This is a genomic window from Sphingobium sp. GW456-12-10-14-TSB1 (genome assembly GCF_059424385.1).
This window is the reverse complement of sequence record NZ_JBWKZI010000001.1, coordinates 731,889-755,125: the sequence shown is the minus strand read 5'-3', so window position 1 is coordinate 755,125 and position 23,237 is coordinate 731,889. Positions and strand designations below refer to the sequence as shown.

Here is a 23,237-nt window from a genome sequence, read left to right as displayed (position 1 = left end):
CCTGCTATCGGATCAATCGGACGTATCGAACAGGGTGAGGCCGATCGGCGAGCGTGGACGGCGTGCGCCGCGCAGCACGGCATCGACCACGCCGATCGCGGCCACCAGATCGCGCGGGGCATAGGGTTTGGCCAAGCATCCAAGCGCGAGCGCGCGGGCGTCCAGCGGGCAGGCGCCGGTGACGAAGAGAACCGGCAGCCCCTTCGTCGCGGCGTGGCGGGCGACGTCGATCCCGCTGCGGTCGCCCTTCAGGCTGACATCGGCGATCACGAGATCGAGCCCGCCACCGTCGATGACGCTGATCGCGTGGTCGTAATCATCCACCGTCGCCGCGATGCGGTAGCCCGCCTGTTCGAGCGCATGTTCATTGTCGAAGGCGACGAGGGGTTCATCCTCCACCACCAGCACGGTGCGGATCGCCTTGCGCCGTCCGGTGCGTGCGCCTTCGCCCTTCACAAACCCGAAAAACATTTGCCGATCCGCCCTGTTTGCGCCATGCCCACCGATCAAACGCCGCGTACCGCGCCGGGTTGCCGGACGAGTGCAATAACGCCCTCGCCCAAGCGCCGGGGCGGCACCGTTCAGCCCGTTGCTGGCTTTCCCGCCATATGGGAAGGGCCAGTGCCCACGAAAAGGAACCCGCCCTTGGAACCGCCGAAAAAATCTGGACCGCCCCGCAGGGCAGGCCCTGGCGGCCCCAAACGCCCGTCCGGCGCTGGCGCGCCGGGCCGCAAGGCCGATGGAAAGCCGCGCTCTGGCAAGCCGGGGGACGGCACCACCGGACCCGCCGCCAGCGCCAAGCCTTGGGGTCGCAAGCCCGGTTTCAAGAAGCCGGGTGCCGGGGCCAAGACGCCCGCCAATCCGCATCCCGCCCGCGCCGCCGCGGCCAGCGATGGCAAGGGCGAGCCACAGCGCATCGCCAAGCTGCTGGCGCGCGCAGGGGTCGCTTCGCGGCGCGAGGTCGAGCGGATGATCGAGGAAGGGCGCGTGACGCTGAATGGCGTGGCGGTCGAGACGCCCGCGACCTTGCTGGCGTCGCTCCATGGCGTGGCGGTCGATGGCGTGGCGATTGCCGCGCCGCCCCCTGCCCGGCTGTTCCTGTTCCACAAGCCGACCGGCTTCCTGACGACCGAGCGCGATCCCGCCGGACGGCCGACCATCTATGACAAGCTGCCCGCCGATCTGCCGCGGGTGATGCCCATCGGCCGGCTGGACATGACCACGGAAGGGCTGTTGCTGCTGACCACAGATGGCGGCTTCAAGCGGCAGATGGAACTGCCCTCCACCGGCGTACCCCGCACCTACCGGGCGCGCGCCTTTGGCGAGGTGAGCCAGCAGCAACTGGAGGATCTGTTCGACGGGATCGAGATTGAGGGCGTTCGCTACGGCCCGATCGAGGCCAATCTGGAGCGGCGCACCGGACGCAACCAGTGGATCGAAATGACCCTGACGGAGGGCAAGAACCGTGAAGTCCGCCGGGTGCTGGAACATCTGGGGTTGCAGGTCAACCGACTGATCCGCACCAGCTATGGCCCCTTCCTGCTGGGCGACCTGCCGCCCGGCGCGGTTCAGGAAATACGCCAGCATGACCTGGTCCAGTTCAAGGCCAGCCTGAAGGACAGCAAATGAGGATCATATCCGGCCAATGGCGCGGTCGCCCGCTGACCGCGCCGAAGGGCGACGCGACCCGACCCACCGCCGACCGGACCCGCGAGACGCTGTTTTCGATGCTGGTCAGCCGGATCGGATCGTTCGAGGGACTGGCGGTTGGCGACTTTTTCGCCGGGTCCGGAGCGCTGGGGTTCGAGGCGCTGTCGCGCGGCGCGGCGACATGCCTGTTCGTCGAGCAGGACAAGCTGGCGATCGATTCGATCCGCGCCAATGGCGAAAGGCTGGGCATCAGGCCCGACATCAGGGCGTCGAGCGTCCTGTCTCTGGGGTCCGCGCCCAAGCCATTGGACCTCATCTTCATGGACCCGCCCTATGGCACGGGGGCGGGACAGGTTGCGCTCGACAAGCTGGGGCGGCTTGGCTGGACCGGGCCTGCGACCTGGATCAGCATCGAGACCGACCGGCGCGAGGATGTCGAGGTGAAGGGCTTTGCCATCGACGCCGTGCGTGACGCGGGCAAGGCGCGGATCACCATATTGCGGGCAGTGGATCAGGCGGCTTCGTAAGCCGCCGCCTCCTTGGCGATCAATATGTTTGCAAGAAAGCCGTAGGCTTCCGCCCAGGCGTTCAGCACTGCATCCGTTGCGACCTCTTCGCCCAATGTCTCCCGGATGGCAGGCAGCAGGGCGGCGGCGACCTTGGGATAATGTTCCGGCCGGACTCTGGTTTCGACATGGCGCGCGACCATGCGGGCGACCGCGCCGTCGAGCGCACCCAGCTTGTTGATATTCTCCGCATAGCCAAGGATCGCGGCAGCCAGACGCCTGGGCTGTTCGCCGCTTGCCTGTGCAGCCTGATCGAACATCGCCTTTACCTCTTCGTCCTGAAAGAGCCTGGCGTACATGGCCGTTGTGATGGCGACGCCATGCTGGCGCAGGGCGGGACCAGTCGATTTGACGATTGCGATGGTGGAAGCCGACAGTGAGCTGGACATATAAACGCCTTTCGACAGACTCGATAAGCGGTATTTAATTTGCATCTTTTAAGATGTAAACAGGATATATGTTTTAACCTGCCAGTCGGAGGATTAACGAACGAAACCATGCAACTGACCCGACACACCGATTATGCGCTGCGCGTACTGATTCATCTGGCAGCATCGCCAGACGGGCGGGCGACGATTGCGCAGATTGCCGACGCTTACGGACTGTCGCGCAATCATCTGATGAAGGTGGTGCATGGCTTGGCGCAGGGTGGCTTTATCGCGACCCAGCGCGGGCGCGGCGGTGGCTTTTCGCTCGCACGCGCGCCGGAGGAAATCAGCATCGGCGCGGTGGTCCGGCATAGCGAGCCGGACATGAGAATGGCCGACTGTGCGACCTGCCCGGTCAGCCCGTCTTGCGGGCTGACCGGCATATTGGCGCAGGCCGCCGCTGCATTTCTGGCCGTGCTGGACCGGCACAGCCTGAGCGATGCGACCCGCGACCGGGCCGGACTGGCAGCGATCATCGCTGCCCTGCCCGGCCCGGATGCATTGGTCAGCGGCGACGCGCCTTGCGCGCCTCGCTCGGATTGATGCAGCTGTCCTGCACGGTTTTCGAACAGACGGGATAGTCCTTCGCCTCCGCCGGGGGCGGGGTCATGTTGCCGCCTACGGTCACAGGGTTTGCAGCCGATCCGACGGGTGCAGCCGGGTCATTGGGAACGCCAGCAGGCGCCGGGTCCATGCCGGGGTCTGCCGGGACGGCGCCGGTCGGCATCCCTGCATTGGGATCAGCAGGGGTTGCCGGAGCAGTTCCGGGTGCAGCAGGGGCCGTCATGGCAGGGTCTGCTGGCATGGCGGGGGTGGCAGGATCGGCAGGCGGCGCCATGTCGCCAGCGGGCGGCTGGCTCATCGGAGCCGGCGTTTCCTGCGCGGTGGCAACGCCTGTAACGGCGGCAAAACTGAGCATCGCGGCGCTGGCCAGCATGATCGACTTCATCGGAAAATATCCTTTCCTTCTTTTCTCATGGCCCCATTACGCGGGGAAGAGTGAGCGAAGAACCGGAGTCGTGACGCGCCCGTTCCGGCTGTGGCGGTGAGCCGTGCCGGATGCGCCATGAGATGAAGCAGGAGTGATCGTCTGGCCAATGTGCGCAAGAGAGGAGCATCTGCCCTTCCCTCCGTATCGAACCGCCTTATTCGCCGGGAAAGCGATCGAATTTTGGCAGTTCGTTGGCGGTAGCCATCCATGGCGGCGCTTCGGCCATCTGGATATGCGCCTGGGGTGGAAAGGCCGACTGATCGTCAAGCGTCGCGGTCTGAATATCGATGCCGCCGGGGAAGATGGCGGGATTGGTGTAGAACAGCCCGGTACCGCACGTTCCGCAAAAATGACGGGTCGCGTTCTGGGAGGATTGATAGGCGACCGGCGTGCCTTCAATGCTCACCGCATCCCGCTGAAACAAGGCCCAACCGACCATCGGCGCGCCGGAACTGGCGCGGCAATCGGCACAGTGACAGATGGCGCTATGCGCGGGCTCCCCGCTGACTTCGTAGCGGATCGCGCCGCACTGACATTTCCCCGTCGCCATGATTCGTCCTCCCTTGCACAATTCCCCTTTTGTTCTCATAGAAGGCGCGTCACTGCAAGGCTGATGCCTTGCCCCCGCCCCTGCCCAGCCCTAGTTGTTGTCCATGAACTTTCCCGCCCCCTCCTCCACCGACCCCGACTATATCAAGGGCCTGAACCCGCCGCAGCGCGAAGCAGTGCTGACGACCGAAGGGCCGGTGCTGGTGCTGGCGGGTGCCGGAACGGGCAAGACGGCTGCGCTGACCGCGCGTCTGGCCCATCTGGTCGCGACCCGGCGCGCCTGGCCGTCCGAAATCCTGTCCGTCACCTTCACCAACAAGGCGGCGCGGGAAATGCGCGAACGGGTGGGGCGTATGATCGGCCCGGCGGTCGAGGGGATGCCATGGCTGGGCACGTTTCACGCGATCGCGGCCAAGATGCTGCGGCGTCATGCCGAACTGGTCGGGCTGCAATCCAATTTCACGATTCTGGATACGGACGACCAGTTGCGGCTGATGAAGCAGTTGATCCAGGCCGAAGGGATTGACGAGAAGCGCTGGCCCGCGCGGCAATTGGGCGGCTTGATCGACCAGTGGAAGAATAAGGGGTGGACCCCGGACGACATCAGCGCGGGCGAGAGCGAGGGCTATGCCAATGGCAAGGGGCAAAAGCTGTACGCCGCCTATCAGGCCCGGTTGCGCGCGGTTAATGCCTGTGATTTCGGGGACTTGCTGCTGCATGTTCTGACGATATTGAAAAGCCATCGCGACGTGCTGGAAAGCTATCAGCAGCGGTTCAAATATATCATGGTGGACGAATATCAGGACACCAACTCCAGCCAATATCTGTGGCTGCGGCTGCTGGCGCAGACGCGCAAGAATCTGTGCTGCGTGGGCGATGACGACCAGTCCATCTATTCCTGGCGCGGGGCGGAAGTCGCCAATATCCTGCGGTTCGAGAAGGATTTTCCCGGCGCGAAGATCATAAGGCTGGAACAGAATTATCGCTCCACCCCGCATATATTGGGCGCGGCATCGGGCGTGATCGCCGAAAATGGCAATCGGCTGGGCAAGACATTGTGGACCGACATCGACGTGGGCGAGAAGGTGCGCGTCGTCGGCATATGGGACGGGCCGGAAGAAGCGCGGCGGGTCGGCGAGGAGATCGAGGCGATCCAGCGCGATGGCGGGTCGCTGGACGAAGTCGCGATCCTGGTTCGGGCGCAGCACCAGACCCGTGAGTTTGAGGATCGCTTCATCCAGATCGGGATGCCGTACCGTATCGTCGGCGGCTTCCGCTTTTATGAACGGGCCGAAATCCGCGATGCGCTGGCCTATTTGCGGCTGGTGAACCAGCCCGCCGACGATCTGGCGTTCGAACGGATCGTCAATGTGCCCAAGCGGGGTCTTGGCGACAAGGCGGTGGAGAAATTGCACCGGCTGGCTCGGGCAGAGGGGATACCGCTGCTCCACGCGGCGGCGCGCATCCTCGACACGGACGAACTGACGCCGCAGGCGCGTCGGTCGCTGGGCGCTTTCGTGGGCGATGTGGCGCGCTGGCGCGACCGGGCGGCCGCCCTGCCCCATGCCGAACTGGCGCGGCAGATATTGGACGAGAGCGGCTATACCGCGATGTTGCAGGCCGAGCGATCGACCGAGAGCGCCGGGCGGCTGGAAAATCTGGGCGAACTGGCGCGGGCGATGGAGGAATATGAGACGCTGGGCGCTTTTCTGGAGCATGTCAGCCTCGTCATGGACAATGAAGCGCAGCAGGAAGAGCGCAAGGTCACGATCATGACGATCCATGCCGCCAAGGGGCTGGAGTTTGATTCGACCTTCCTGGTGGGTTGGGAGGAAGGGATTTTCCCGTCGCAGCGGGCGCTGGACGAAGGCGGCCTCAACAGCCTGGAGGAGGAACGACGGCTGGCCTATGTCGCGATCACGCGGGCGCGCAAGCGCTGCACGATTCTGCACGCCGCGAATCGACGCATCTATGGCCAATGGACCAGCAGCATTCCGTCGCGCTTCGTCGGCGAATTGCCGCCGGAGCATGTCGATGCGGAAAGCAGCATGAGCGGTGGCGCGTCCCTGTGGCGCGCCAACTGGTCGGAACGGGACGATCCGTTCGCCCATGTCGGGCGCGGCGAAGGGCGCGGGCCGGGGTGGCAGCGGGCGCAGTCATCCGGCCAGTTCAGCCGCGAGCCGGTGCGGATCGTGGAGGCGCGCGCATCGGCAGTGTCTATCGGCAACAAGGGGCGCAGCGACATGGCGTTGGGCCTGCGCGTGTTTCACCAGAAATTCGGCTATGGCACGGTGGCGGAGATTGAAGGCAACAAGCTGGAAATCGAGTTCGAAACGGCCGGGCGCAAGCGCGTGTTGGACAGTTTCGTGTCCATCCCCTGACCCGGCGTGACGGGCCATCGACGCAGTACATGCCGTCGATGGTCCCTGGTCGATCCCGGCCTATTCGGGATAATAGCCGACACCCACGACATGATTGTCGACCAGTTCGATCAGCGACATCTTGCGTTCGACCCGATTGTCAGCGCGGTTGAGCCAGACATAATTGATCTTTCCATGGCCGCTGGTGCGGGCAATCTCTATCATGTCGCGCACGATCGGTTTGCCTTCCGCATCGGTCAGATCGCTGACATCGCGGCCGACCAAGCCGGGATGCGCGCCATAGGCTTCGTAGACCCCGTTCAGGTCGAAAACGAACACATAGAGTTCCCCGGTGTTGAATGCCCCGTCCTTTTGATTGAACGCAGCAAAGGCAGGCCCGGCACCGGCCGTCTTGATGGTCGCCACGGCTTTTTCGAGCATGGCCTGCGCCTGTGCTGCATCGGCATGCGGGGCGGCCAGGGCGGGGGCGGCGGAAAGCGCGAGGGCGCAGACCATAGCCGTGAGGGTGCGCGAAAATGGGAACATGAGCCAAATCTCCTCTGATCATCGACAACAAACGCTGAAGCCGGATGCAGGCGGACCTTCGGTCCCGATCCGATTGCCGATGACAGAGCGTAATTAACCCGATCCGCGCCCGCGCATTTAGACGCAGATCAAATCGACCTTTGGTATGAGGCCATATGCATGGAGAGGCCTGTCGCGGCCGCACCGCTCAAGGTCGGAAATCTACCTTGGCCCCGCTGGACGCAAACGAGTCAGGCGAAGTCCCGGCACTATCGACTGAACAACAGCATCATTTCGCCGACAATATCGCACCGATCGATCGGGCATAGTCCTGCATGGCGGCGACGATGGCCGGCGCGCTGACCGAACGGGGGTTGGGATCAATGGCGCACAGCGTGCCGTAGAAGCTGCCATCAAGCAGAATGACAGGCAGCGACACATAGCTTTGAAAGCCGTAAAAAAGGGGGACATGATGCGTGCGCCAGTCCTGGTCCATGGCGACATGATCGATATAGATGCCTTCGCCGCAACGGCGGATATCGTCGCACAGGGTCTTTTTGATTTCCAGTTCCCCGCCGGGATCAAGGCCGAACTCGATCCGGTCGACGATCTGGCACGCGACCCAGCGATCTTCCGTCACCCTGGCGACCGCAGCGAAACCCATGCCTGTCGTCTGGCAGACCTCTTCCAGTATCGCCCGAATCCGATCGTCATCACCGTGCGCCGCAACCGAGGCAGCGAAATCGTCCCGCATAGATGCACCTCTTTTGACGCGATGCTCATCGCACCGCAGCATCTGGCAGCCATTTAGGATTGTGCGCGATTGCACGCAAGATTTTGGTGGAGCCTAGCGGGATCGAACCGCTGACCTCCTGCATGCCATGCAGGCGCTCTCCCAGCTGAGCTAAGGCCCCATCCGGTTCGGCAGCGATGCTGCGGAACCCGTTGGTATATGATCGCGCCCCTCCGCTTGCGCTTCGGGAGTTTCGCCGGAAGCCATCCCCCGGACGGCTTCTGTATCGGCGAAACTGGTGGAGCCTAGCGGGATCGAACCGCTGACCTCCTGCATGCCATGCAGGCGCTCTCCCAGCTGAGCTAAGGCCCCATTTCCATCGCTAAAGCGCCGTTTGGGTCCGGCGCTTCGGAGGCGCTGCCATTAGGTCGCAGCGCCATCCTTGGCAAGAACAAAATGACTTAATTATCGTCCGCGTCGTCGTCACTGGCCGCATCGACGCCCAGGTCGTCGTCACCGCCCAGATCGACGTCATTGTCCGGCGAATCGCCGTCATCATCGACGTCGATGTCGAGGTCCAGATCGTCATCGGCCGTTTCCAACTCACCGTCTGCGGTTTCGATGACCTTCTTGGGCGCTTCCTCATAAGGGAGCGGCTGCTTCGACTTCAGCACCGGCTCCGGTTCCCAGGCCGCGTTGCAGTTGATGCAGACGACCGGGCTGTCATTGCCCAGGTCATAGAAACGCGTGGCGCATTTCGGGCAGGTCCGCTTCGTGCCCCATTCAGCCTTCACCATGTCCGGCCTAATCCTTTATTTGATGCTCAAATACCAACTACGCGGCGCAACGGTGAAGTTGCCCGCGAAACGTCGCGCGCCTTGCCATAGCGGGACGGCGCTGTCAAAAGCCGGGCGCATTTTTTCGACCCCGACATGATCGGAACGCTTCAGTGACTGCCACTTCCTCATCGCCGACCCCCATGACTTTCACCGCCGCCCCTGCCCTGTCGGGCGGCGTCGCCGTGCCGGGGGACAAGAGCATTTCCCACCGGTCGCTGATGCTGTCGGCGCTGGCGGTGGGCGAAAGCCGGGTCGAAGGCCTGCTGGAAGGCGAGGATGTGCTGGCGACGGCCGCGGCGATGCGGGCGATGGGCGCGGACATAGAGCGCGATGCGGACGGCATCTGGCATATCCATGGCGTGGGTGTGGGCGGGCTGCTCCAACCAGAACAGGCGCTCGACATGGGCAATAGCGGCACGTCGACGCGGTTGCTGATGGGATTGCTGGCGAGCCATGAACTGACCGCCACTTTCACAGGGGACGCTTCCCTGAGCAAGCGACCGATGGCGCGCGTGACCGAGCCTTTGGCGCGGATGGGGGCAAGCTTCACCACCAGTCCGGGCGACCGTCTGCCGCTGACGATGCGTGGCGCCTGCCCCGCCGTGCCGCTCGATTATCGGTTGCCGGTGGCGTCGGCGCAGGTCAAATCGGCGATATTGCTGGCAGGCCTCAACACGCCCGGCATCACCCGCGTGGTCGAGCCGATTCCGACGCGCGACCATAGCGAGCGGATGCTCCGTGGATTTGGCGCGGAACTGGAAGTCGAGGTCGAAGCAGACGGAACGCGGATCATCACACTGGTAGGCGAAGCGGAACTGAAACCGCAACAGATCGTCGTGCCGGGCGATCCATCGTCGGCCGCTTTCCCGATGGTCGCAGCGCTGCTGGTGCCCGGATCGCAGGTGACGATCGCCAATGTCGGTCTGAACACAACGCGCGCGGGCCTGATCGACCTGCTTCGGGAAATGGGCGGCTCGATCGAGGTCATCAATCCGCGCGAGGTCGGCGGGGAGCCGGTGGGCGATCTGGCGGTCACGGCCTCCGCGCTCAAGGGCGTAGAGCCGGACCCGGCGCGAGCGCCCAGCATGATCGACGAATATCCCGTCGCCTTCATCGCCGCCGCGCTGGCGCAGGGGCGCAGCGTGTTTCGCGGTCTGGAAGAGTTGCGGGTCAAGGAATCGGACCGGATCGCAACGATGGCGGCCGGGCTGCGCGCGATCGGCGTAACGGTCGAGGAACTGGAGGACGGCATCATCATCGAGGGCAGCGGCGGCGCACCATTGGCGGGCGGCGGGCCTATCGCAACCAAGCTGGACCATCGAATCGCCATGAGCTTTGCGGTGGCCGGGCTGGTGTCGCGCGACGGGGTGATGATCGACGATATGGCGCCGGTGGCGACCAGCTTCCCCACCTTTGTCCCGCTACTGCGAACGCTGGGCGCTCTGGCATGACGATGGACTGGGCCAATATCGTCGGATTGCTGGGCAGCGGGCTGATGGTGGTCGCCTATGCCTATAGTAATATAGCGAGGGAACTGAACTTCCTGTGGTTCAACCTGCTGAACCTTGTGGGATCGCTGCTGCTGATCGCGTCGCTCACCATCCATTTCAATCTGGCGTCGATGGCGCTGGAGATTGTCTGGGCGGCGATCGCGGTGATCGGCCTTGCCAACACGATCCGCAAAGGCAACGCCCGATGATCATAGCTGTCGATGGCCCCGCCGCGTCGGGCAAGGGAACGATCGCGAAGGCATTGGCGCGTCATTATGGCCTGCCCTGCCTGGACACCGGGCTGCTGTATCGCGCGGTCGGCCTGTCGGTGCTGAAACGCGGTGGCGATCCGGACATCAAGGCCGATGCGCTGGCCGCCTGCGATTTTGGCGACGAGATACTGGCCGATCCGGCGCTGCGGAGCGAAGCGGTCGGTAGCCTTGCCTCCCGCGTGTCGGTGCATCAGGCGGTACGGGACGCGCTGATCGCCCGGCAGCGGGATTTTGCGACCCAGCCAGGCGGCGCGATATTGGACGGCCGCGACATCGGTACGGTGATCGCGCCGGACGCCGACGCCAAGATCTTCGTCACCGCCAGCGTCCATGTGCGAGCCGAACGCCGATACAAGGACAGTCTGGCGCAGGGCGGACAGCCCGATATGGACAGCCTGATCGCCGACATTCAGGCACGCGATACCCGCGACATGAGTCGCGATCACGCGCCCCTGAAAATCGCGGACGGTGCGGACTTGCTAGATACAAGCGATTTGACTATAGACGCGGCCGTCCAGCGGGCCATTGCGCTTGTGGACGCCCAGCTTGAAGGTCGCCCTGCGGGCTGACCCGTCAAGGCGCGCGGTTTTACCACGCGCCCTTTTCGCTTTTCACAGCCGCGCGTTCCCAAGCCCCTGACCGGCGGGATACGCGCCGGATATTCGGTCCTGCGCGTGTTTTGGCCAAAGACCATCGGATACAACCGGTTGGCCAGCAATGATGTATGAAGGACTGACAATGGCCTCTACGGCATTCCCCACACGCGACGATTTTGCCGCGCTTCTCAATGATTCCCTCGGTGGCGAGGACGGCGGCTTTGAAGGCCGCGTCGTCAAGGGCACCGTTACCGCCATCGAAAACGACCTGGCCGTCATCGACGTAGGTCTGAAGTCCGAAGGCCGCGTGCCGCTGCGCGAATTCGCGATGCCGGGCCAGAAGGCCGACATCAAGGTCGGCGACGAAGTCGAAGTCTATGTCGATCGCGTCGAAAACGCCCATGGCGAAGCGATGCTGTCGCGTGACCGCGCCCGCCGCGAAGCCGCCTGGGACAAGCTGGAAGCCGAGTTCACCGAGAGCGCGCGCGTCGAAGGCGTCATCTTCGGTCGCGTCAAGGGCGGCTTCACCGTCGATCTGGACGGCGCCGTGGCCTTCCTGCCCGGCAGCCAGGTCGACATCCGCCCGGTTCGCGACGTCACCCCGCTGATGGACATTCCGCAGCCCTTCCAGATCCTGAAGATGGATCGCCGCCGCGGCAACATCGTCGTGTCGCGTCGCGCCATTCTGGAAGAAACCCGCGCCGAACAGCGCAGCGGCCTCATCCAGACGCTGGCCGAAGGCCAGATCATCGAAGGCGTCGTCAAGAACATCACCGACTATGGTGCGTTCGTTGACCTGGGCGGCATCGATGGCCTGCTGCACGTCACCGACCTGTCGTACAAGCGCATCAACCACCCCAATGAGATGATCAACATTGGCGACACCGTTCGCGTCCAGATCATCCGCATCAACCGCGACACGCAGCGCATCTCGCTTGGCATGAAGCAGTTGGAAAGCGATCCTTGGGAAGGCGCATCGGCCAAATATCCGATCGGCGCCAAGCTGTCGGGCCGCGTCACGAACATCACCGAATATGGTGCGTTCGTCGAGCTGGAGCCGGGCATCGAAGGTCTGGTCCACGTTTCGGAAATGTCCTGGACCAAGAAGAACGTCCACCCCGGCAAGATCGTTTCGACCAGCCAAGAAGTCGAAGTTCTGGTTCTGGAAGTCGATCCCGAAAAGCGTCGCATCTCGCTGGGCCTCAAGCAGGCGCAGTCGAACCCGTGGGACAGCTTTGCCGAGCGTCACCCGATCGGTTCGACCGTCGAGGGCGAAGTCAAGAATGCGACCGAGTTCGGCCTGTTCATCGGCCTGGACGGCGACGTCGACGGCATGGTCCACATGTCCGACATCGCCTGGGGCATCTCTGGCGAGGACGCGCTGGCGCTGCATCGCAAGGGCGAAGCCGTGCAGGCGGTCGTTCTGGACATCGACGTCGAGAAGGAGCGCATCAGCCTTGGCATGAAGCAGCTTGAGCGTGGCGGTCCGGCTGCGGGCGGCACCACTGCCGCTGCCGCTGGCCTGAACAAGAACGCGATCGTCACCGTGACCGTCCTTGAAGTCCGCGACGGCGGCCTGGAAGTCCAGGCCGGCGAAGATGGCGCCACCGGCTTCATCAAGCGCAGCGACCTGGGCCGTGACCGTGACGAACAGCGTTCGGAACGCTTCCAGATCGGCCAGAAGTTCGACGCCATGATCACCGGTTTCGACCGTGCGAAGAAGCCGACCTTCTCGATCAAGGCGATGCAGATCGCCGAAGAGAAGCAGGCTGTGGCGCAATATGGTTCGTCCGACAGCGGCGCGTCGCTGGGCGACATTCTGGGCGAAGCGCTGAAGGCCAAGACCGAAGGCTAAACCCCTTCGCACCTTGCAGCGAACAGAAAGCCCGCCGGAACACTGGTTCCGGCGGGCTTTTGCAAATGTTTCTGGAAACGAAACGAACTTCTTGTTCCCTCATTGTCAACGCCTTGCCAAATCTCTATGCAATGGATGGGACACGGCAGAGGGGCGCTGGACAACCAATGATCCGTTCGGAATTGATCCAGAAACTGGCTGATGAAAATCCGGGGTTGAACCTTGCGGAGGTGGAGAAGATCGTCGATCTTTTCTTCCGCGAGATTGTCGACCGGCTGGCGTCGGGCGGTCGTGTGGAACTGCGCGGCTTTGGCGCTTTCACGACGCGCGCGCGCGAAGCCCGCACCGGGCGCAACCCGCGCACCGGGGAGCAAGTGCCGGTATCGGCCAAGCGCGTCCCCTATTTCAAGCCGGGCAAGGAAATGCGCGAGCGGCTGAACGTCAAGGGCGAAAGCTGATCACAGCGGCTTGACCTGATCCGCGCCAGCCGTCAGGGAATGCGGCACGCGGACGTGGCGAAATCGGTAGACGCAGCGGACTTAAAATCCGCCTTCCCCTGGAAATGCGGGTTCAAGTCCCGCCGTCCGCACCACTTTTCTCAAATCCCCGGTTTTGGGCAGGCACCCGCGCGGCGCTTGGCGAATTGCCGTAACGGCATTTTTCTACCAAAAGGCTGGATATTCCACCGACTTGCCGCAATGATGGCGACATGGCCGGTGCGATTGATCCCCATAGCTTCAGCGACTCCCTCGTCATCCTTGGCGCGGCCGGACTGGTTATTCCCGGATTTGCGCGCTTTCGCATCAGTCCGGTGATCGGGTTCATCCTGGTCGGGCTGGCGGTCGGCCCGGCTGGCCTGGGCGCGCTGGTCGGGCAATATCCCTGGCTCTATCATGTCACCATTTCCAACCGCGCGGCGATCGAGCCATTTGCGGAACTGGGCGTCATATTATTGCTGTTTTCCATCGGGCTGGAACTGAGCTTCAAGCGTTTATGGACGATGCGGGCGCAGGTGTTCGGCGTGGGCGCGGCGGAATTGCTGTGCAGCGGGGCGCTGATTGCGCTCGGCCTCTACGCCTTGGGCCAACCGACCGCAGGCGCAGTCGGTCTGGGGCTGGCGCTGGCGCTGTCCTCGACCGCCGTGGTGCTGCCGATGGTCGGCACCCAGAGCGCAGTCGGGAAAGCCGCATTTTCGATGCTGCTGTTCGAGGATCTGGCGCTGGTGCCGATCATCTTCATGCTCGGCGCGCTGGCACCGTCCGTCGCGGCCAGTCCCGACGGGGCGTGGGGCGAGATGATGAGCACGCTGATGCGCGGCGGCATCACCATCGCGATCATGCTGGTGCTGGGCCGCCTGTTCCTGCCGCATATTTTCAGCCAGGCGGCGCGGACGAAAAGCCCGGAGGTGTTTCTGGCCGCGAGCCTGCTGGTCGTCATCGTATCCAGCCTGGCGACGTCCATCGCTGGCCTGTCGCCGATCGTGGGAGCGCTGCTGGCCGGACTGATGATCGCCGAAACCGATTATCATGGCGAGGTCGAGGTCATCACCGCGCCGTTCAAGGGGCTGGCGCTGGGCGTATTCCTGATAACGGTCGGCATGAGCCTGGACATTCGCGTGATCCTGGCCAACTGGCCCAGCCTGGTGCTGGCGGTGGCGGGCGTAGTGCTGGCCAAGACGCTGGTGACCGCCGCGCTGCTCTATTTTTCCGGGGCGCGCAAGGGCGTGGCGCTGGAGGTTGGCGTGCTGATGTCCAGCCCGTCGGAGACCACCCTGATCGTGCTGTCGACCGCAGCGGCGGCACAACTGATCCTGCCGTCGACCGCCGCCTTCTGGCAGATCGTCACCGCCATTGGCCTGACCATCACGCCGTTGCTGGCGCGGATTGGCCATGATGTCGCCCGCCGACTGGAAATGGCGCTGGGTGAAGAACTGCCCGAAGCGAGCGAGGAGCATGCCGAGGCAGCAGCGGTCGTCATCGGCTTTGGCCGGGTCGGACGGATGGTGTGCGACCTGCTCAAGACCCACAAGCAGCGTTTCATCGTCGTTGAATCGGACCCCGACGTCGTCGCGGAAGCGCGGCGGGCGGGTTATCCCATATTATTCGGCGACGTGGCGCGGGTGGAAATGCTGGACAAGCTGCGGCTGGGCCATGCCCGCGCGCTGATCCTGACGATGGACGACCCGGTCCTGTCCGTCCGGCTGACCCGGCGGGTGCGTGGATGGGTGCCGGATCTGCCGATCATCGCCCGCGCGCGCGATACCAGTCATGCCGCGCAGCTTTACAAGGCGGGTGCGAGCGATGCAGTGCCGGAGACGCTGGAAAGCTCGCTGCAACTGGCCGAGACTGCGCTGGTCGATCTGGGTGTGGCGATGGGGCCAGTGATCGCATCCATCCATCAGATGCGCGAGGATTTGCGGGTGGACATTAAAGATGCAGCGCAGATGGCCACCGTCCCGAAATTGCGGCGGCTGCGACCCGACGAGGTGAGCTGACACTCCCCGCTTCAGCGCTGGGTGGCGCAAATCCTGACACGACTGTCGAACCAGCAGGCGCCGTCCCGCTTGAGATTTTCGGACAACAGCGCCTGGGCATGGGTGACGCCGGGTTCTTCATTCCATGACGCGCCAGCCGTACCGTCTCCATTGGGTGTCAGATAGGCGAAATAGGTTTTGACCTGATGCTCGCCATCAGAATTCAGGATCAGACTGCCATTGCCGTCATGCAACGACACCATCGGGCAATCCTTCTTGATGTCGAGATAGACCTTGCCGTCGATCCTGAGATAGCAATCGCCATAGATGGTCGACACTGAACTGTCGGCGTCCGGCTCTGCGACATTCCCTACAGCGTTGGCATCGGGGACAGGCCCACCAGCAGCATTCCCCGCGGCATTTTGCGCAACGGTTGGCGTCCTTGCATCATTTGCGAGCGAATCTTCGCCGCCGGAACAGGCAACCAGCGCGAACGCCAGAACGCTGCTCGTCCATCCGGCCATGCCACGCATATCACCTATCCTCATCGCAATATCAGCGCGTCAGCGCCTCGACCAAAGCCTTCACCTTCTTCTGCCGCCATTGCGGTAGCGGGGCGATCAGCCAGTAGGACAGCGGCGAAGCGACGGCGTCGCCGACCTGACGGATGCGTCCGGCGGTCAAATCCGCCTCCGCCAACAGCAACGGCACGCTGGCACGGCCAAAGCCAGTCGCGGCGGCCTCGATCGCCAGTCCGGCGTCGGCCACGCGGATGCTGGCAGGCTGATCGCTCGACGGGCAGCCGGGCCATTCGATGCGCTGGTCCGGGCCGCCATTGGCCGCCTCTACGGTAACGAAGAGCGGCTCGCCCAATTGGACGCCCTCATGCTCCCCGACCCGGTCGGACAGGCGCAGCGCGACATCGAGATTGGCTTCGGTGAAATCGAGCATCTCGTCAGCCGCGACCAGAGAGAAGGTCAGGCCGGGCTGGCTGGCGGCGTAGGCGGCCAGACGCGGCTGAAGCCATTTGGCGGTGATGTCGCGCGGCGCCGCAATGGTGAGAGCGCTGCTGGACTGGCCCGCCTGCATGGCGCGGACGGCTTCCTCAAATTCCAGAAAGCCGGCGCGCAGCGCGTCGAGGCCGCCTTCGGTTTCCGGGGTCAGTTCCAGCCCCTTGGGCGTGCGGCGGAACAGGACGACGCCCAGCAGATCCTCCAGCGCGCGAATCTGCTGGCCAACAGCAGCGGGCGTGACCGCCAGTTCATCAGCGGCGCGGGTGAAGGACAGGTGCCGGGCCGCTGCGTCCAGCACACGCAGGCCGTTCAGCGGCAAATGGGTGCGCTTCATTCGGCGACCGCCGGGGCGATGAGGGCGAAATGCGGAATCGCGACCTCAAAGGTTTCGCCGCCCACGCCGATCATCTGATAATTGCCCTGCATCGATCCGGTGGGCGTATTGAGCGGGCAACCCGACACATAATCATAGCTTTTGCCCGGCTGTACCACCGGCTGTTCACCGACCACGCCGTCGCCGTCGACACGGTGCTGGACGCCCCGCCCGTCGGTAATGATCCAGTGGCGGCTGAGCAGTTGCACCGGCAGGTCGCCGTGATTTTCGATGCGGATATGATAGGCCCAGAACCAGCGGCCCCGGTCCGGCTCCGACTGTTCGGGCAGGAAGGAGACGGCGACATGAACAGTCACATCGCGCGTCGTCGCGTGGAAGGGGAAAAGCGCGTTCATGATGCTGAGATGCGCTTGGCCGATGCCTCCCGTCAACGCCCTATCGACGTGAGAGCGCGATCAAGATCGGCAATGACGTCGTCGGCATCCTCCAGACCCACGTTCAGGCGGAGCATATCTTCGGTAATGCCGACTTCCAGCCGCGCCGCTTCGGCCATGCCGAAATGGGTGGTGGAGGCCGGATGGGTCATGAGCGACCGCGAGTCGCCGATATTGTTGCTGATGTCGACCAGTTCGAGCCCGTTGAGCAGGCCGTGCGCTTCGGCCCGGCCACCGCCGACATAGAGCGAGAAGATGGGACCGGCCATCGCCATTTGCGACATGGCCAATGCGTGCTGGGGATGGCTTGGAAGGCCGGGATACAGGACTTTCGCCACGCGGCCTTCAAGGAAGGCGGCGACCTTCAGCGCATTTTCGCTCTGGCGGCGGATGCGAAGGTCCAGCGTTTCCAGCCCCTTCAGCACCACCCAGGCGTTGAAGGCGCTGAGCGTCGGCCCGGTGTTGCGGTGGAACGGCAGCAGGACATTGTCGATCCACTCGCGCGTGCCGCAGACCGCGCCCGCGAGCACCCGGCCCTGACCATCCATCATCTTGGTCGCGCTATAGGCCACGACATCCGCGCCAAATTCCATGGGCCGCTGGAGCGCTGGCGAGGCGAAGGCATTGTCCACGACGCTGGTGATGCCATGCGCCTTCGCAATGGCGCAGACGGCACGCAAGTCCACCACATCCATGGTCGGATTTGCGGGGGTTTCGAAGAAAAACACCTTGGTGTTAGGCCGGATCGCGGCTTCCCACGCAGCGGTGTCGCGCGCGTCGATCGTGGTCGTTTCGATCCCGAATTTGGGCAGCAGCGTGTCGGTCAGCCAGCGACAGGAACCGAACGCCGCCTTGGCCGCGACGACATGGTCGCCCGCCGACAACTGGCAGAGCAGCGCTGCGGTCATCGCCGCCATGCCGGTTGCTGTGGCGCGACAGGCTTCCGCCCCTTCGAGCAGGGCGATACGCTGTTCCAGCATCTCCACGGTCGGGTTCTGGAGGCGCGAATAGGTCATGCCCTGCTGTTCACCGGCAAAGCGTGCGGCGGCGTCCTCCGCCCGGTCATAGCTGTAGCCGCTGGTCAGGAAGAGCGCTTCGGAGGTTTCGCCCCATTCGCTGCGCGCGGTGCCGCCCCGGATCGCCAGCGTGGCTGGCTTCCAGTTCTTGGTGATATCCGGGTTCTGACCGCTTTTCCGCTTCATATCGCTTTCCGCATGTCCTGCCGCACCACGGGGGTGGCGCCGCCCAATATTTCGGCCATCTGGCTCATGTCGCCATTACCGCCAGACAGGATAACTGCAACCTTCTTGCCCCGCATCGCCTCCTTTTCCTGAAGTGCGGCGGCAAGCGCGACCGCTCCGGCCCCTTCGGCCAGATTATGCGTGTCCTGCCAATAATGGCGGATTGCGGCAGCGACTTCATCGTCGGTGACGGCGACGAAGCGGTCGGCGCGGGGTCCGAAATAATCAAGCGCGGCCTGTACGGGCGTGCATACCGCCACGCCATCGGCAAAAGTGTAGGCGGTGGGGCTGGCGAGCAGCCTGCCCGCCTCGAACGAGCGCTTGGCGGCATCGACATGGGCGGAGACGACGCCGACGATCTTGGTCGCGAGGCCCAGCGCATCGCGCGCCGCGATGGTGCCGCAGAGGCCGGAACCGCAGCCGACGGGGACGTAAACCGTGTCGAGGTCCGGCACCGCATCGAACAGTTCCAGCCCATAGCTGGCGACGCCCCGGACCAGTTCGTCATGATAGGCCGGGACCATGAAAAGCCCCTGCTCGGCAGACAGGCGGAGCGCTTCGGCCTTGGCGCTGTCGAAATCATGGCCATGTTCGATCAGGGTCGCGCCGAACGCCCGCATGGCCGCATTTTTTTCCAGCGCATTGCCGTGGGGGACGATGATCGTGGCCTTGAGCCCCGCGGCAGTGGCGGCGCGGACCTGCGCCTGCCCATGATTGCCACGGGTTGCGGTGATGATGCCGGTGACATGCGGGTGCGTACGGCGGAGCCAGTCGATATAGGTGATCGCCCCGCGCATGAGGATCAGCGTGCAATAGGCACCCCCTTCGTGGGGTGATCGGCGTGCAAAAAGGACCCCTTCATCCCGGGGATTTAGTCGGCCGACTGGTTTTGATCAGTTGGCGAGAACGGGATGTTGATCGTGGAGACAGTGGTTCGGATTCGGCGTGAGCATGCAGCGGGTAAGGCGATCAAGGCGATCGCTCGTGACCTTCGTTTGTCGCGGAAGGTCGTCCGCAAAGCGATCCGGTCGCCGGAGGCGGCGTTCAACTATCAGCGCAAAGTCCAGCCGCTGCCGCGGATCGGTCCTTATCAGGATCGTCTCGATGCGCTGCTTGAGGAGAACGAAGGTCGCGGCCGCCGCGATCGGCTACGGATGACGCGTATCCATGACCTGCTGGTGCGCGAGGGGTTCGATGGATCCTATGATGCGGTGCGCCGCTATGCGGCGCGCTGGCGTGCTGCGCGGCGGAAGGATGCTGGCGAAGGCGCACCGGCGTTCATCCCGATGACCTTCCAGCCGGGTGAGGCCTACCAGTTCGACTGGAGCCACGAGGATGTGGAGATCGCCGGCAAGCCGATGCGGGTGAAGGTGGCGCATATGCGTCTCTGCGACTCGCGCGCACCCTATGTCCGGGCCTATCCGCGCGAGGGCCAGGAGATGCTGTTCGATGCCCATGCCCGGGCGTTCGCGTTCTTCGGCGGTGTGCCGCGACGCGGTATCTACGATAATATGAAGACGGCGGTGACGGCCGTGTTCACCGGCAAGGAGCGTGTGTTCAACCGCCGCTTCCTGATCATGACCGATCATTACATGGTCGAGCCGACCGCCTGCTCGCCGGCGGCGGGATGGGAGAAGGGCCAGGTCGAGCAGCAGGTCCAGACAATCCGAGGCCGCTTCTTCCAGCCGCGGCTCCGGTTCGCCAGCCTGGCCGAGCTCAACGGGTGGCTGGAGGCCGAGTGCCGGCGCTGGGCCGAGCATCATGCCCATCCCGAACGCGGGGATATTACCGTCGCCGAGGCGCTGGATATGGAGCGACCGGCCCTGCAGCCGATCCTGGCACCGTTCGACGGCTTCCATGAGAGCGAGCATGCCGTCACCGGCACCTGCCTCATCAGCTTCGATCGCAACCGCTACTCGGTCATGTCGACGGCCGCACGCCGGACCGTTCAGGTGCGCTCCTATGCCGATCGCATCGTCATACGCTGCGGCGATGCGATCGTCGGGGAGCATGAGCGCCACTTCGGTCGGAACCGCACGATATACGATCCCTGGCATTATCTGCCGGTCCTCGCGCACAAGCCCGGCGCGCTGCGTAACGGCGCACCGTTCCAGGACTGGGATCTGCCGCCCGCCCTGCACCGATTACGGCGAAGGCTCGGCACCGGGGACGAGGCCGATCGCAGGTTCGTGCGGGTCCTCTCGGCGGTGCTCACCGATGGCCTGGAGCCGGTAGAGGCTGCCGTGCGCGAAGCGTTGGCGAACGGAACGGCCAGCGACGAGCTGATCCTCAACATCCTCTCCCGGCGCCGCGAGCCGGCGACACCCCACAGCATCGTCACTTCGGAAGACCGGATGCTGCAGCATCCTCCGCTCGCCGACTGTGCCCGCTATGATCTGCTGCGAGGCTATGATGCAGCGGCATGATATGATCGACACGATGCGCGGCCTCGGACTCAAGGGCATGGCGGCGGCGTTCGACGAGGCGGTCACCACCGGCCTCCAGCGCAAGCGCACCACCATGGAGATACTGACCGACCTGCTCCGTGCTGAGGCGACCCACCGGGATGCAGCCTCCATCCGCTATCGGATGACGGCTGCGAGGCTGCCCGTGGTGAAGGACCTGGAGCGGTTCAGCTTCGAGGGCACACCGATCAATGAGGAGATGATCCGCTCCCTTCACGATGGCTCCTTCCTCCCGCCTCGCCGCAATATCGTGCTGGTCGGCGGCACGGGGACAGGCAAGACCCACCTCGCCATCGCGATCACCGCCAATGTCGTGCGAAGGGGCGCTCGCGCCCGCTACTTCAACACCGTCGATCTGGTGACACGCCTCGAAGAGGAGACCCGGATCGGCAAAGGCGGGACCCTGGCGGCGCAGCTGTCGCGGCTCGACCTGATCGTTCTCGACGAGCTCGGTTATCTGCCGTTCGCCCGCTCGGGAGGGCAGTTGCTGTTCCACCTCATCAGCAAGCTTTATGAGCGGACCAGCGTCATCATCACCACGAACCTCGCCTTCGGCGAATGGCCGACCGTGTTCGGCGATCCCAAGATGACCACGGCGCTGCTCGACCGCGTCACCCACCACTGCGATATCGTCGAGACGGGCAACGACAGCTGGCGCTTCAAAAACCGCAGCTGACAGCCACCTTCGGCGCCTTCAAAAATCTATCTTGCGCTGCGCGCGCCTCCGGTCGGGCTACGCCCGCCCTCCGCCGCACGCAGCGCAAGGCCATCTTCAACAAACCAGCATCATATTATCTGAAAAGGGGGTCCCTCTTCGACGCCGATCGGGGGTCCCTTTTGAACGCCGTTTGACACTGCCCCGCGTGGCTGCGCATCTATCAGTGGATAGAGGCACCGTTCTTCCCACGCCATCCGATCGGCCAATTCGCCTTGCAGCACCAGCACCGCCGCAAGATAGTCGTCCCAACTCCCCTTGATCACTGTTGGCGTCCAATATTTGATATGGTCGCTGTAGCGCAGGAACAGGATGCGGATTGCCCGGCCATGTTCGCGCAGGACCGGATCGGCCTGCGCCGCCTGACGGCCGTTCCGCAAATCCAGGGCGCGGGCGTCCTCTCGCCCCATATGTTGGCGGAACAGCTGGGAAAAAGAGATACGCCTGCGCGCTATGTCCGGCAAGGCGTCGGAACCGCGCGTGCGCAGAACATGCGCGAAATCGTGCATCATGGCGCGCAAGGCGTCATGATCCTGCTTCAATATGATCGTCATTCGTTGCGTCCCCGTTTTCTTTTAAGAACGACGGGGCGACGAAATCTTAAGGGCGGCGGTGGCCTGTCAAAGAACCGCCAGCACCGCATCGCCCATTTCGACCGTGGTCATGGCGCCGCCCAGGTCGGCGCTGCGCGCGCCGTTGGCCAGCGCCTTGGCCACGGCCGCCTCGATACGATCGGCCTGCGCGCCGAGGTCGAGCGAATAGCGCAGCATCATCGCGGCGGACAGGATGGTGGCCAGCGGATTGGCCTTTCCAGTGCCCGCAATGTCAGGGGCGGACCCATGAATCGGCTCGTACAGCCCCTGCCCGCTGCCGTTGAGCGTGGCGGACGCCAGCATGCCGATGGAGCCGACGCACATGCTGGCCTGATCGGACAAAATGTCGCCGAACAGATTGCCGGTGACGATGACATCGAACTGGCCGGGGTTGCGGACCAGCTGCATCGCGGCATTGTCCACATACATATGGCTGAGCGCCACGTCGGGATAGTCCGCCGATACCTCTATCACCACGTCGCGCCAAAGCTGGCTGGTTTCGAGCACATTGGCCTTGTCCACCGAACACAGCTTGCCGCGCCGCGCCTGTGCCGCCTGAAAGCCGCTATGGGCGATGCGGCGCACTTCGGCCTCGTTGTACGACATGATGTCATAGCCTTCGCGCAGGCCGTCGGCCGTGGTGCGGAAGCCCTTTTCGCCGAAATAGACGTCGCCATTGGTTTCCCGGACGATCAGCAGGTCGATCGCGCTGGCAACTTCGGGCTTGAGGGCGGATTCGCCGGCCAGTTCGGGAAATACCTTGGCCGGGCGCAGGTTGGAAAAGAGGCCAAGTTCCTTGCGCAGGCCCAGGATCGCCTGTTCGGGCCGCAGATGGCGTTCAAGGGCGTCGCAATCGGGATCACCCACCGCGCCGAACAGGATGGCGTCGGCACGCCTGGCCAGTTCCAGCGTTTCGGGCGGGAGCGGATGGCCGACCGCCTTATAGGCCGCGCCGCCGACCAGCCCATGCTCATAGGTCAGGCCGTCGATCGCCAGCGCATCCAGCACGCGCTTGGCCTGATCGACGATTTCGGGACCGATGCCGTCTCCGGGGAACAGGGCGATCAACATGGGCGGGCACTCCTTATATTGCGTGGCGATCCCTTATGGAGACA

At 64.0% G+C, this 23,237-nt stretch carries 26 protein-coding genes and 3 tRNA genes; 13 read left to right on the top strand and 16 right to left on the bottom strand.

What is annotated here, in order from left to right; all coding sequences use genetic code 11:
- Window positions 1-12: 12 nt before the first annotated feature.
- On the bottom strand, window positions 13-471 hold the full coding sequence (locus AC07X9_RS03600; protein WP_017182680.1) for a response regulator: 459 nt from the start codon (window positions 469-471) through the stop codon (window positions 13-15).
- 174 nt (window positions 472-645) lie between these two features.
- Between AC07X9_RS03600 and AC07X9_RS03595 the strand changes: the two genes are divergently transcribed.
- Window positions 646-1,629 (top strand): pseudouridine synthase, encoded by a 984-nt coding sequence (locus AC07X9_RS03595; protein WP_017182681.1) that lies wholly within the window; start codon window positions 646-648, stop codon window positions 1,627-1,629.
- Window positions 1,626-2,177 carry a 16S rRNA (guanine(966)-N(2))-methyltransferase RsmD gene (gene rsmD, locus AC07X9_RS03590; protein ID WP_019052016.1) on the top strand — a complete coding sequence of 184 codons (552 nt, stop codon included), beginning with the start codon at window positions 1,626-1,628 and terminating at the stop codon, window positions 2,175-2,177. Before AC07X9_RS03595 ends, rsmD begins: the two co-directional genes overlap by 4 nt.
- Here the strand turns inward: rsmD and AC07X9_RS03585 are convergent.
- Complete coding sequence (locus AC07X9_RS03585) at window positions 2,162-2,605, bottom strand: globin domain-containing protein (RefSeq protein ID WP_017182683.1); 444 nt, start codon at window positions 2,603-2,605, stop codon at window positions 2,162-2,164. The genes rsmD and AC07X9_RS03585 overlap by 16 nt on opposite strands.
- A gap of 108 nt (window positions 2,606-2,713) precedes the next feature.
- On the opposite strand from AC07X9_RS03585, the gene AC07X9_RS03580 reads away from it, so the two are divergent.
- Complete coding sequence (locus AC07X9_RS03580) at window positions 2,714-3,187, top strand: RrF2 family transcriptional regulator (RefSeq protein WP_017182684.1); 474 nt, start codon at window positions 2,714-2,716, stop codon at window positions 3,185-3,187.
- On the opposite strand, the gene AC07X9_RS03575 is transcribed toward AC07X9_RS03580, so the two are convergent.
- The gene (locus AC07X9_RS03575) at window positions 3,150-3,593 is read right to left on the bottom strand and encodes a hypothetical protein (protein ID WP_017182685.1); all 444 of its coding nucleotides are present in this window, start codon (window positions 3,591-3,593) and stop codon (window positions 3,150-3,152) included. The genes AC07X9_RS03580 and AC07X9_RS03575 overlap by 38 nt on opposite strands.
- 196 nt (window positions 3,594-3,789) lie before the next feature.
- Window positions 3,790-4,185 (bottom strand): GFA family protein, encoded by a 396-nt coding sequence (locus tag AC07X9_RS03570; protein WP_017182686.1) that lies wholly within the window; start codon window positions 4,183-4,185, stop codon window positions 3,790-3,792.
- A gap of 103 nt (window positions 4,186-4,288) precedes the next feature.
- On the opposite strand from AC07X9_RS03570, the gene AC07X9_RS03565 reads away from it, so the two are divergent.
- Entirely contained in the window at window positions 4,289-6,565 is a 2,277-nt protein-coding gene (locus AC07X9_RS03565) for an ATP-dependent helicase (RefSeq protein ID WP_017182687.1), read from the top strand.
- Between the two features lie 60 nt (window positions 6,566-6,625).
- Here the strand turns inward: AC07X9_RS03565 and AC07X9_RS03560 are convergent, their stop codons facing one another.
- From AC07X9_RS03560 to AC07X9_RS03540, 5 genes are all read right to left on the bottom strand, one after another.
- A complete protein-coding gene (locus AC07X9_RS03560) occupies window positions 6,626-7,090 on the bottom strand; it encodes a cache domain-containing protein (RefSeq protein WP_017182688.1) in 465 nt (154 codons plus the stop codon).
- Window positions 7,091-7,358: 268 nt separating this feature from the next.
- The gene (locus AC07X9_RS03555; RefSeq protein ID WP_017182689.1) at window positions 7,359-7,823 is read right to left on the bottom strand and encodes a GAF domain-containing protein; all 465 of its coding nucleotides are present in this window, start codon (window positions 7,821-7,823) and stop codon (window positions 7,359-7,361) included.
- Between the two features lie 84 nt (window positions 7,824-7,907).
- Window positions 7,908-7,983 (bottom strand) — tRNA-Ala (locus tag AC07X9_RS03550).
- 115 nt (window positions 7,984-8,098) lie between these two features.
- A tRNA-Ala gene (locus tag AC07X9_RS03545) sits at window positions 8,099-8,174 on the bottom strand.
- Between the two features lie 89 nt (window positions 8,175-8,263).
- Window positions 8,264-8,599 (bottom strand): TIGR02300 family protein, encoded by a 336-nt coding sequence (locus tag AC07X9_RS03540; protein WP_017182690.1) that lies wholly within the window; start codon window positions 8,597-8,599, stop codon window positions 8,264-8,266.
- A gap of 182 nt (window positions 8,600-8,781) precedes the next feature.
- Here AC07X9_RS03540 and aroA point away from each other — a divergent pair, with 182 nt between their 5' ends.
- From aroA to AC07X9_RS03505, 7 genes are all read left to right on the top strand, one after another.
- Window positions 8,782-10,092: a 3-phosphoshikimate 1-carboxyvinyltransferase gene (gene aroA, locus AC07X9_RS03535; protein WP_017182692.1), complete on the top strand. Its 1,311-nt coding sequence runs from the start codon at window positions 8,782-8,784 to the stop codon at window positions 10,090-10,092.
- Window positions 10,089-10,340 (top strand): CBU_0592 family membrane protein, encoded by a 252-nt coding sequence (locus AC07X9_RS03530; protein ID WP_019052007.1) that lies wholly within the window; start codon window positions 10,089-10,091, stop codon window positions 10,338-10,340. Before aroA ends, AC07X9_RS03530 begins: the two co-directional genes overlap by 4 nt.
- Window positions 10,337-10,972, top strand: coding sequence for a (d)CMP kinase (gene cmk / locus AC07X9_RS03525; protein ID WP_017182694.1), 636 nt, complete (start codon window positions 10,337-10,339; stop codon window positions 10,970-10,972). The genes AC07X9_RS03530 and cmk overlap by 4 nt, the downstream gene beginning before the upstream one ends.
- Window positions 10,973-11,141: 169 nt before the next feature.
- Entirely contained in the window at window positions 11,142-12,854 is a 1,713-nt protein-coding gene (gene rpsA, locus AC07X9_RS03520) for a 30S ribosomal protein S1 (RefSeq protein WP_026002310.1), read from the top strand.
- Window positions 12,855-13,021: 167 nt separating this feature from the next.
- Window positions 13,022-13,312: an integration host factor subunit beta gene (locus AC07X9_RS03515; protein WP_017182696.1), complete on the top strand. Its 291-nt coding sequence runs from the start codon at window positions 13,022-13,024 to the stop codon at window positions 13,310-13,312.
- A gap of 48 nt (window positions 13,313-13,360) precedes the next feature.
- Window positions 13,361-13,446, top strand: a tRNA-Leu gene (locus AC07X9_RS03510).
- Between the two features lie 117 nt (window positions 13,447-13,563).
- Window positions 13,564-15,348, top strand: a complete 1,785-nt coding sequence (locus AC07X9_RS03505; protein ID WP_017182697.1) for a cation:proton antiporter domain-containing protein — start codon at window positions 13,564-13,566, stop codon at window positions 15,346-15,348.
- Window positions 15,349-15,359: 11 nt separating this feature from the next.
- Here the strand turns inward: AC07X9_RS03505 and AC07X9_RS03500 are convergent, their stop codons facing one another.
- Genes AC07X9_RS03500 through AC07X9_RS03480 form a run of 5 tightly spaced genes read right to left on the bottom strand, consistent with a single transcriptional unit; the run spans window position 15,360 to window position 19,146 of the window.
- On the bottom strand, window positions 15,360-15,860 hold the full coding sequence (locus tag AC07X9_RS03500; protein ID WP_017182698.1) for a hypothetical protein: 501 nt from the start codon (window positions 15,858-15,860) through the stop codon (window positions 15,360-15,362).
- Between the two features lie 22 nt (window positions 15,861-15,882).
- Entirely contained in the window at window positions 15,883-16,674 is a 792-nt protein-coding gene (locus AC07X9_RS03495; protein ID WP_017182699.1) for a LysR family transcriptional regulator, read from the bottom strand.
- Complete coding sequence (gene apaG / locus AC07X9_RS03490; RefSeq protein WP_026002311.1) at window positions 16,671-17,069, bottom strand: Co2+/Mg2+ efflux facilitator ApaG/CorD; 399 nt, start codon at window positions 17,067-17,069, stop codon at window positions 16,671-16,673. Before apaG ends, AC07X9_RS03495 begins: the two co-directional genes overlap by 4 nt.
- Before the next feature lie 32 nt (window positions 17,070-17,101).
- On the bottom strand, window positions 17,102-18,310 hold the full coding sequence (gene metZ, locus AC07X9_RS03485) for an O-succinylhomoserine sulfhydrylase (protein WP_017182701.1): 1,209 nt from the start codon (window positions 18,308-18,310) through the stop codon (window positions 17,102-17,104).
- Window positions 18,307-19,146, bottom strand: a complete 840-nt coding sequence (locus AC07X9_RS03480) for a threonine dehydratase (RefSeq protein ID WP_254908031.1) — start codon at window positions 19,144-19,146, stop codon at window positions 18,307-18,309. Before AC07X9_RS03480 ends, metZ begins: the two co-directional genes overlap by 4 nt.
- A 114-nt stretch (window positions 19,147-19,260) precedes the next feature.
- Here AC07X9_RS03480 and istA point away from each other — a divergent pair, with 114 nt between their 5' ends.
- The gene (gene istA / locus AC07X9_RS03475; RefSeq protein WP_021238707.1) at window positions 19,261-20,775 is read left to right on the top strand and encodes an IS21 family transposase; all 1,515 of its coding nucleotides are present in this window, start codon (window positions 19,261-19,263) and stop codon (window positions 20,773-20,775) included.
- Window positions 20,762-21,490, top strand: a complete 729-nt coding sequence (istB, locus tag AC07X9_RS03470; protein WP_031304487.1) for an IS21-like element helper ATPase IstB — start codon at window positions 20,762-20,764, stop codon at window positions 21,488-21,490. Before istA ends, istB begins: the two co-directional genes overlap by 14 nt.
- A gap of 110 nt (window positions 21,491-21,600) precedes the next feature.
- Here istB and AC07X9_RS03465 read toward each other — a convergent pair whose 3' ends face one another.
- Window positions 21,601-22,083 carry a hemerythrin domain-containing protein gene (locus AC07X9_RS03465; RefSeq protein WP_254908030.1) on the bottom strand — a complete coding sequence of 161 codons (483 nt, stop codon included), beginning with the start codon at window positions 22,081-22,083 and terminating at the stop codon, window positions 21,601-21,603.
- A gap of 66 nt (window positions 22,084-22,149) precedes the next feature.
- Window positions 22,150-23,193 (bottom strand): 3-isopropylmalate dehydrogenase, encoded by a 1,044-nt coding sequence (leuB, locus tag AC07X9_RS03460; protein WP_017182704.1) that lies wholly within the window; start codon window positions 23,191-23,193, stop codon window positions 22,150-22,152.
- Window positions 23,194-23,237 lie beyond the last annotated feature (44 nt).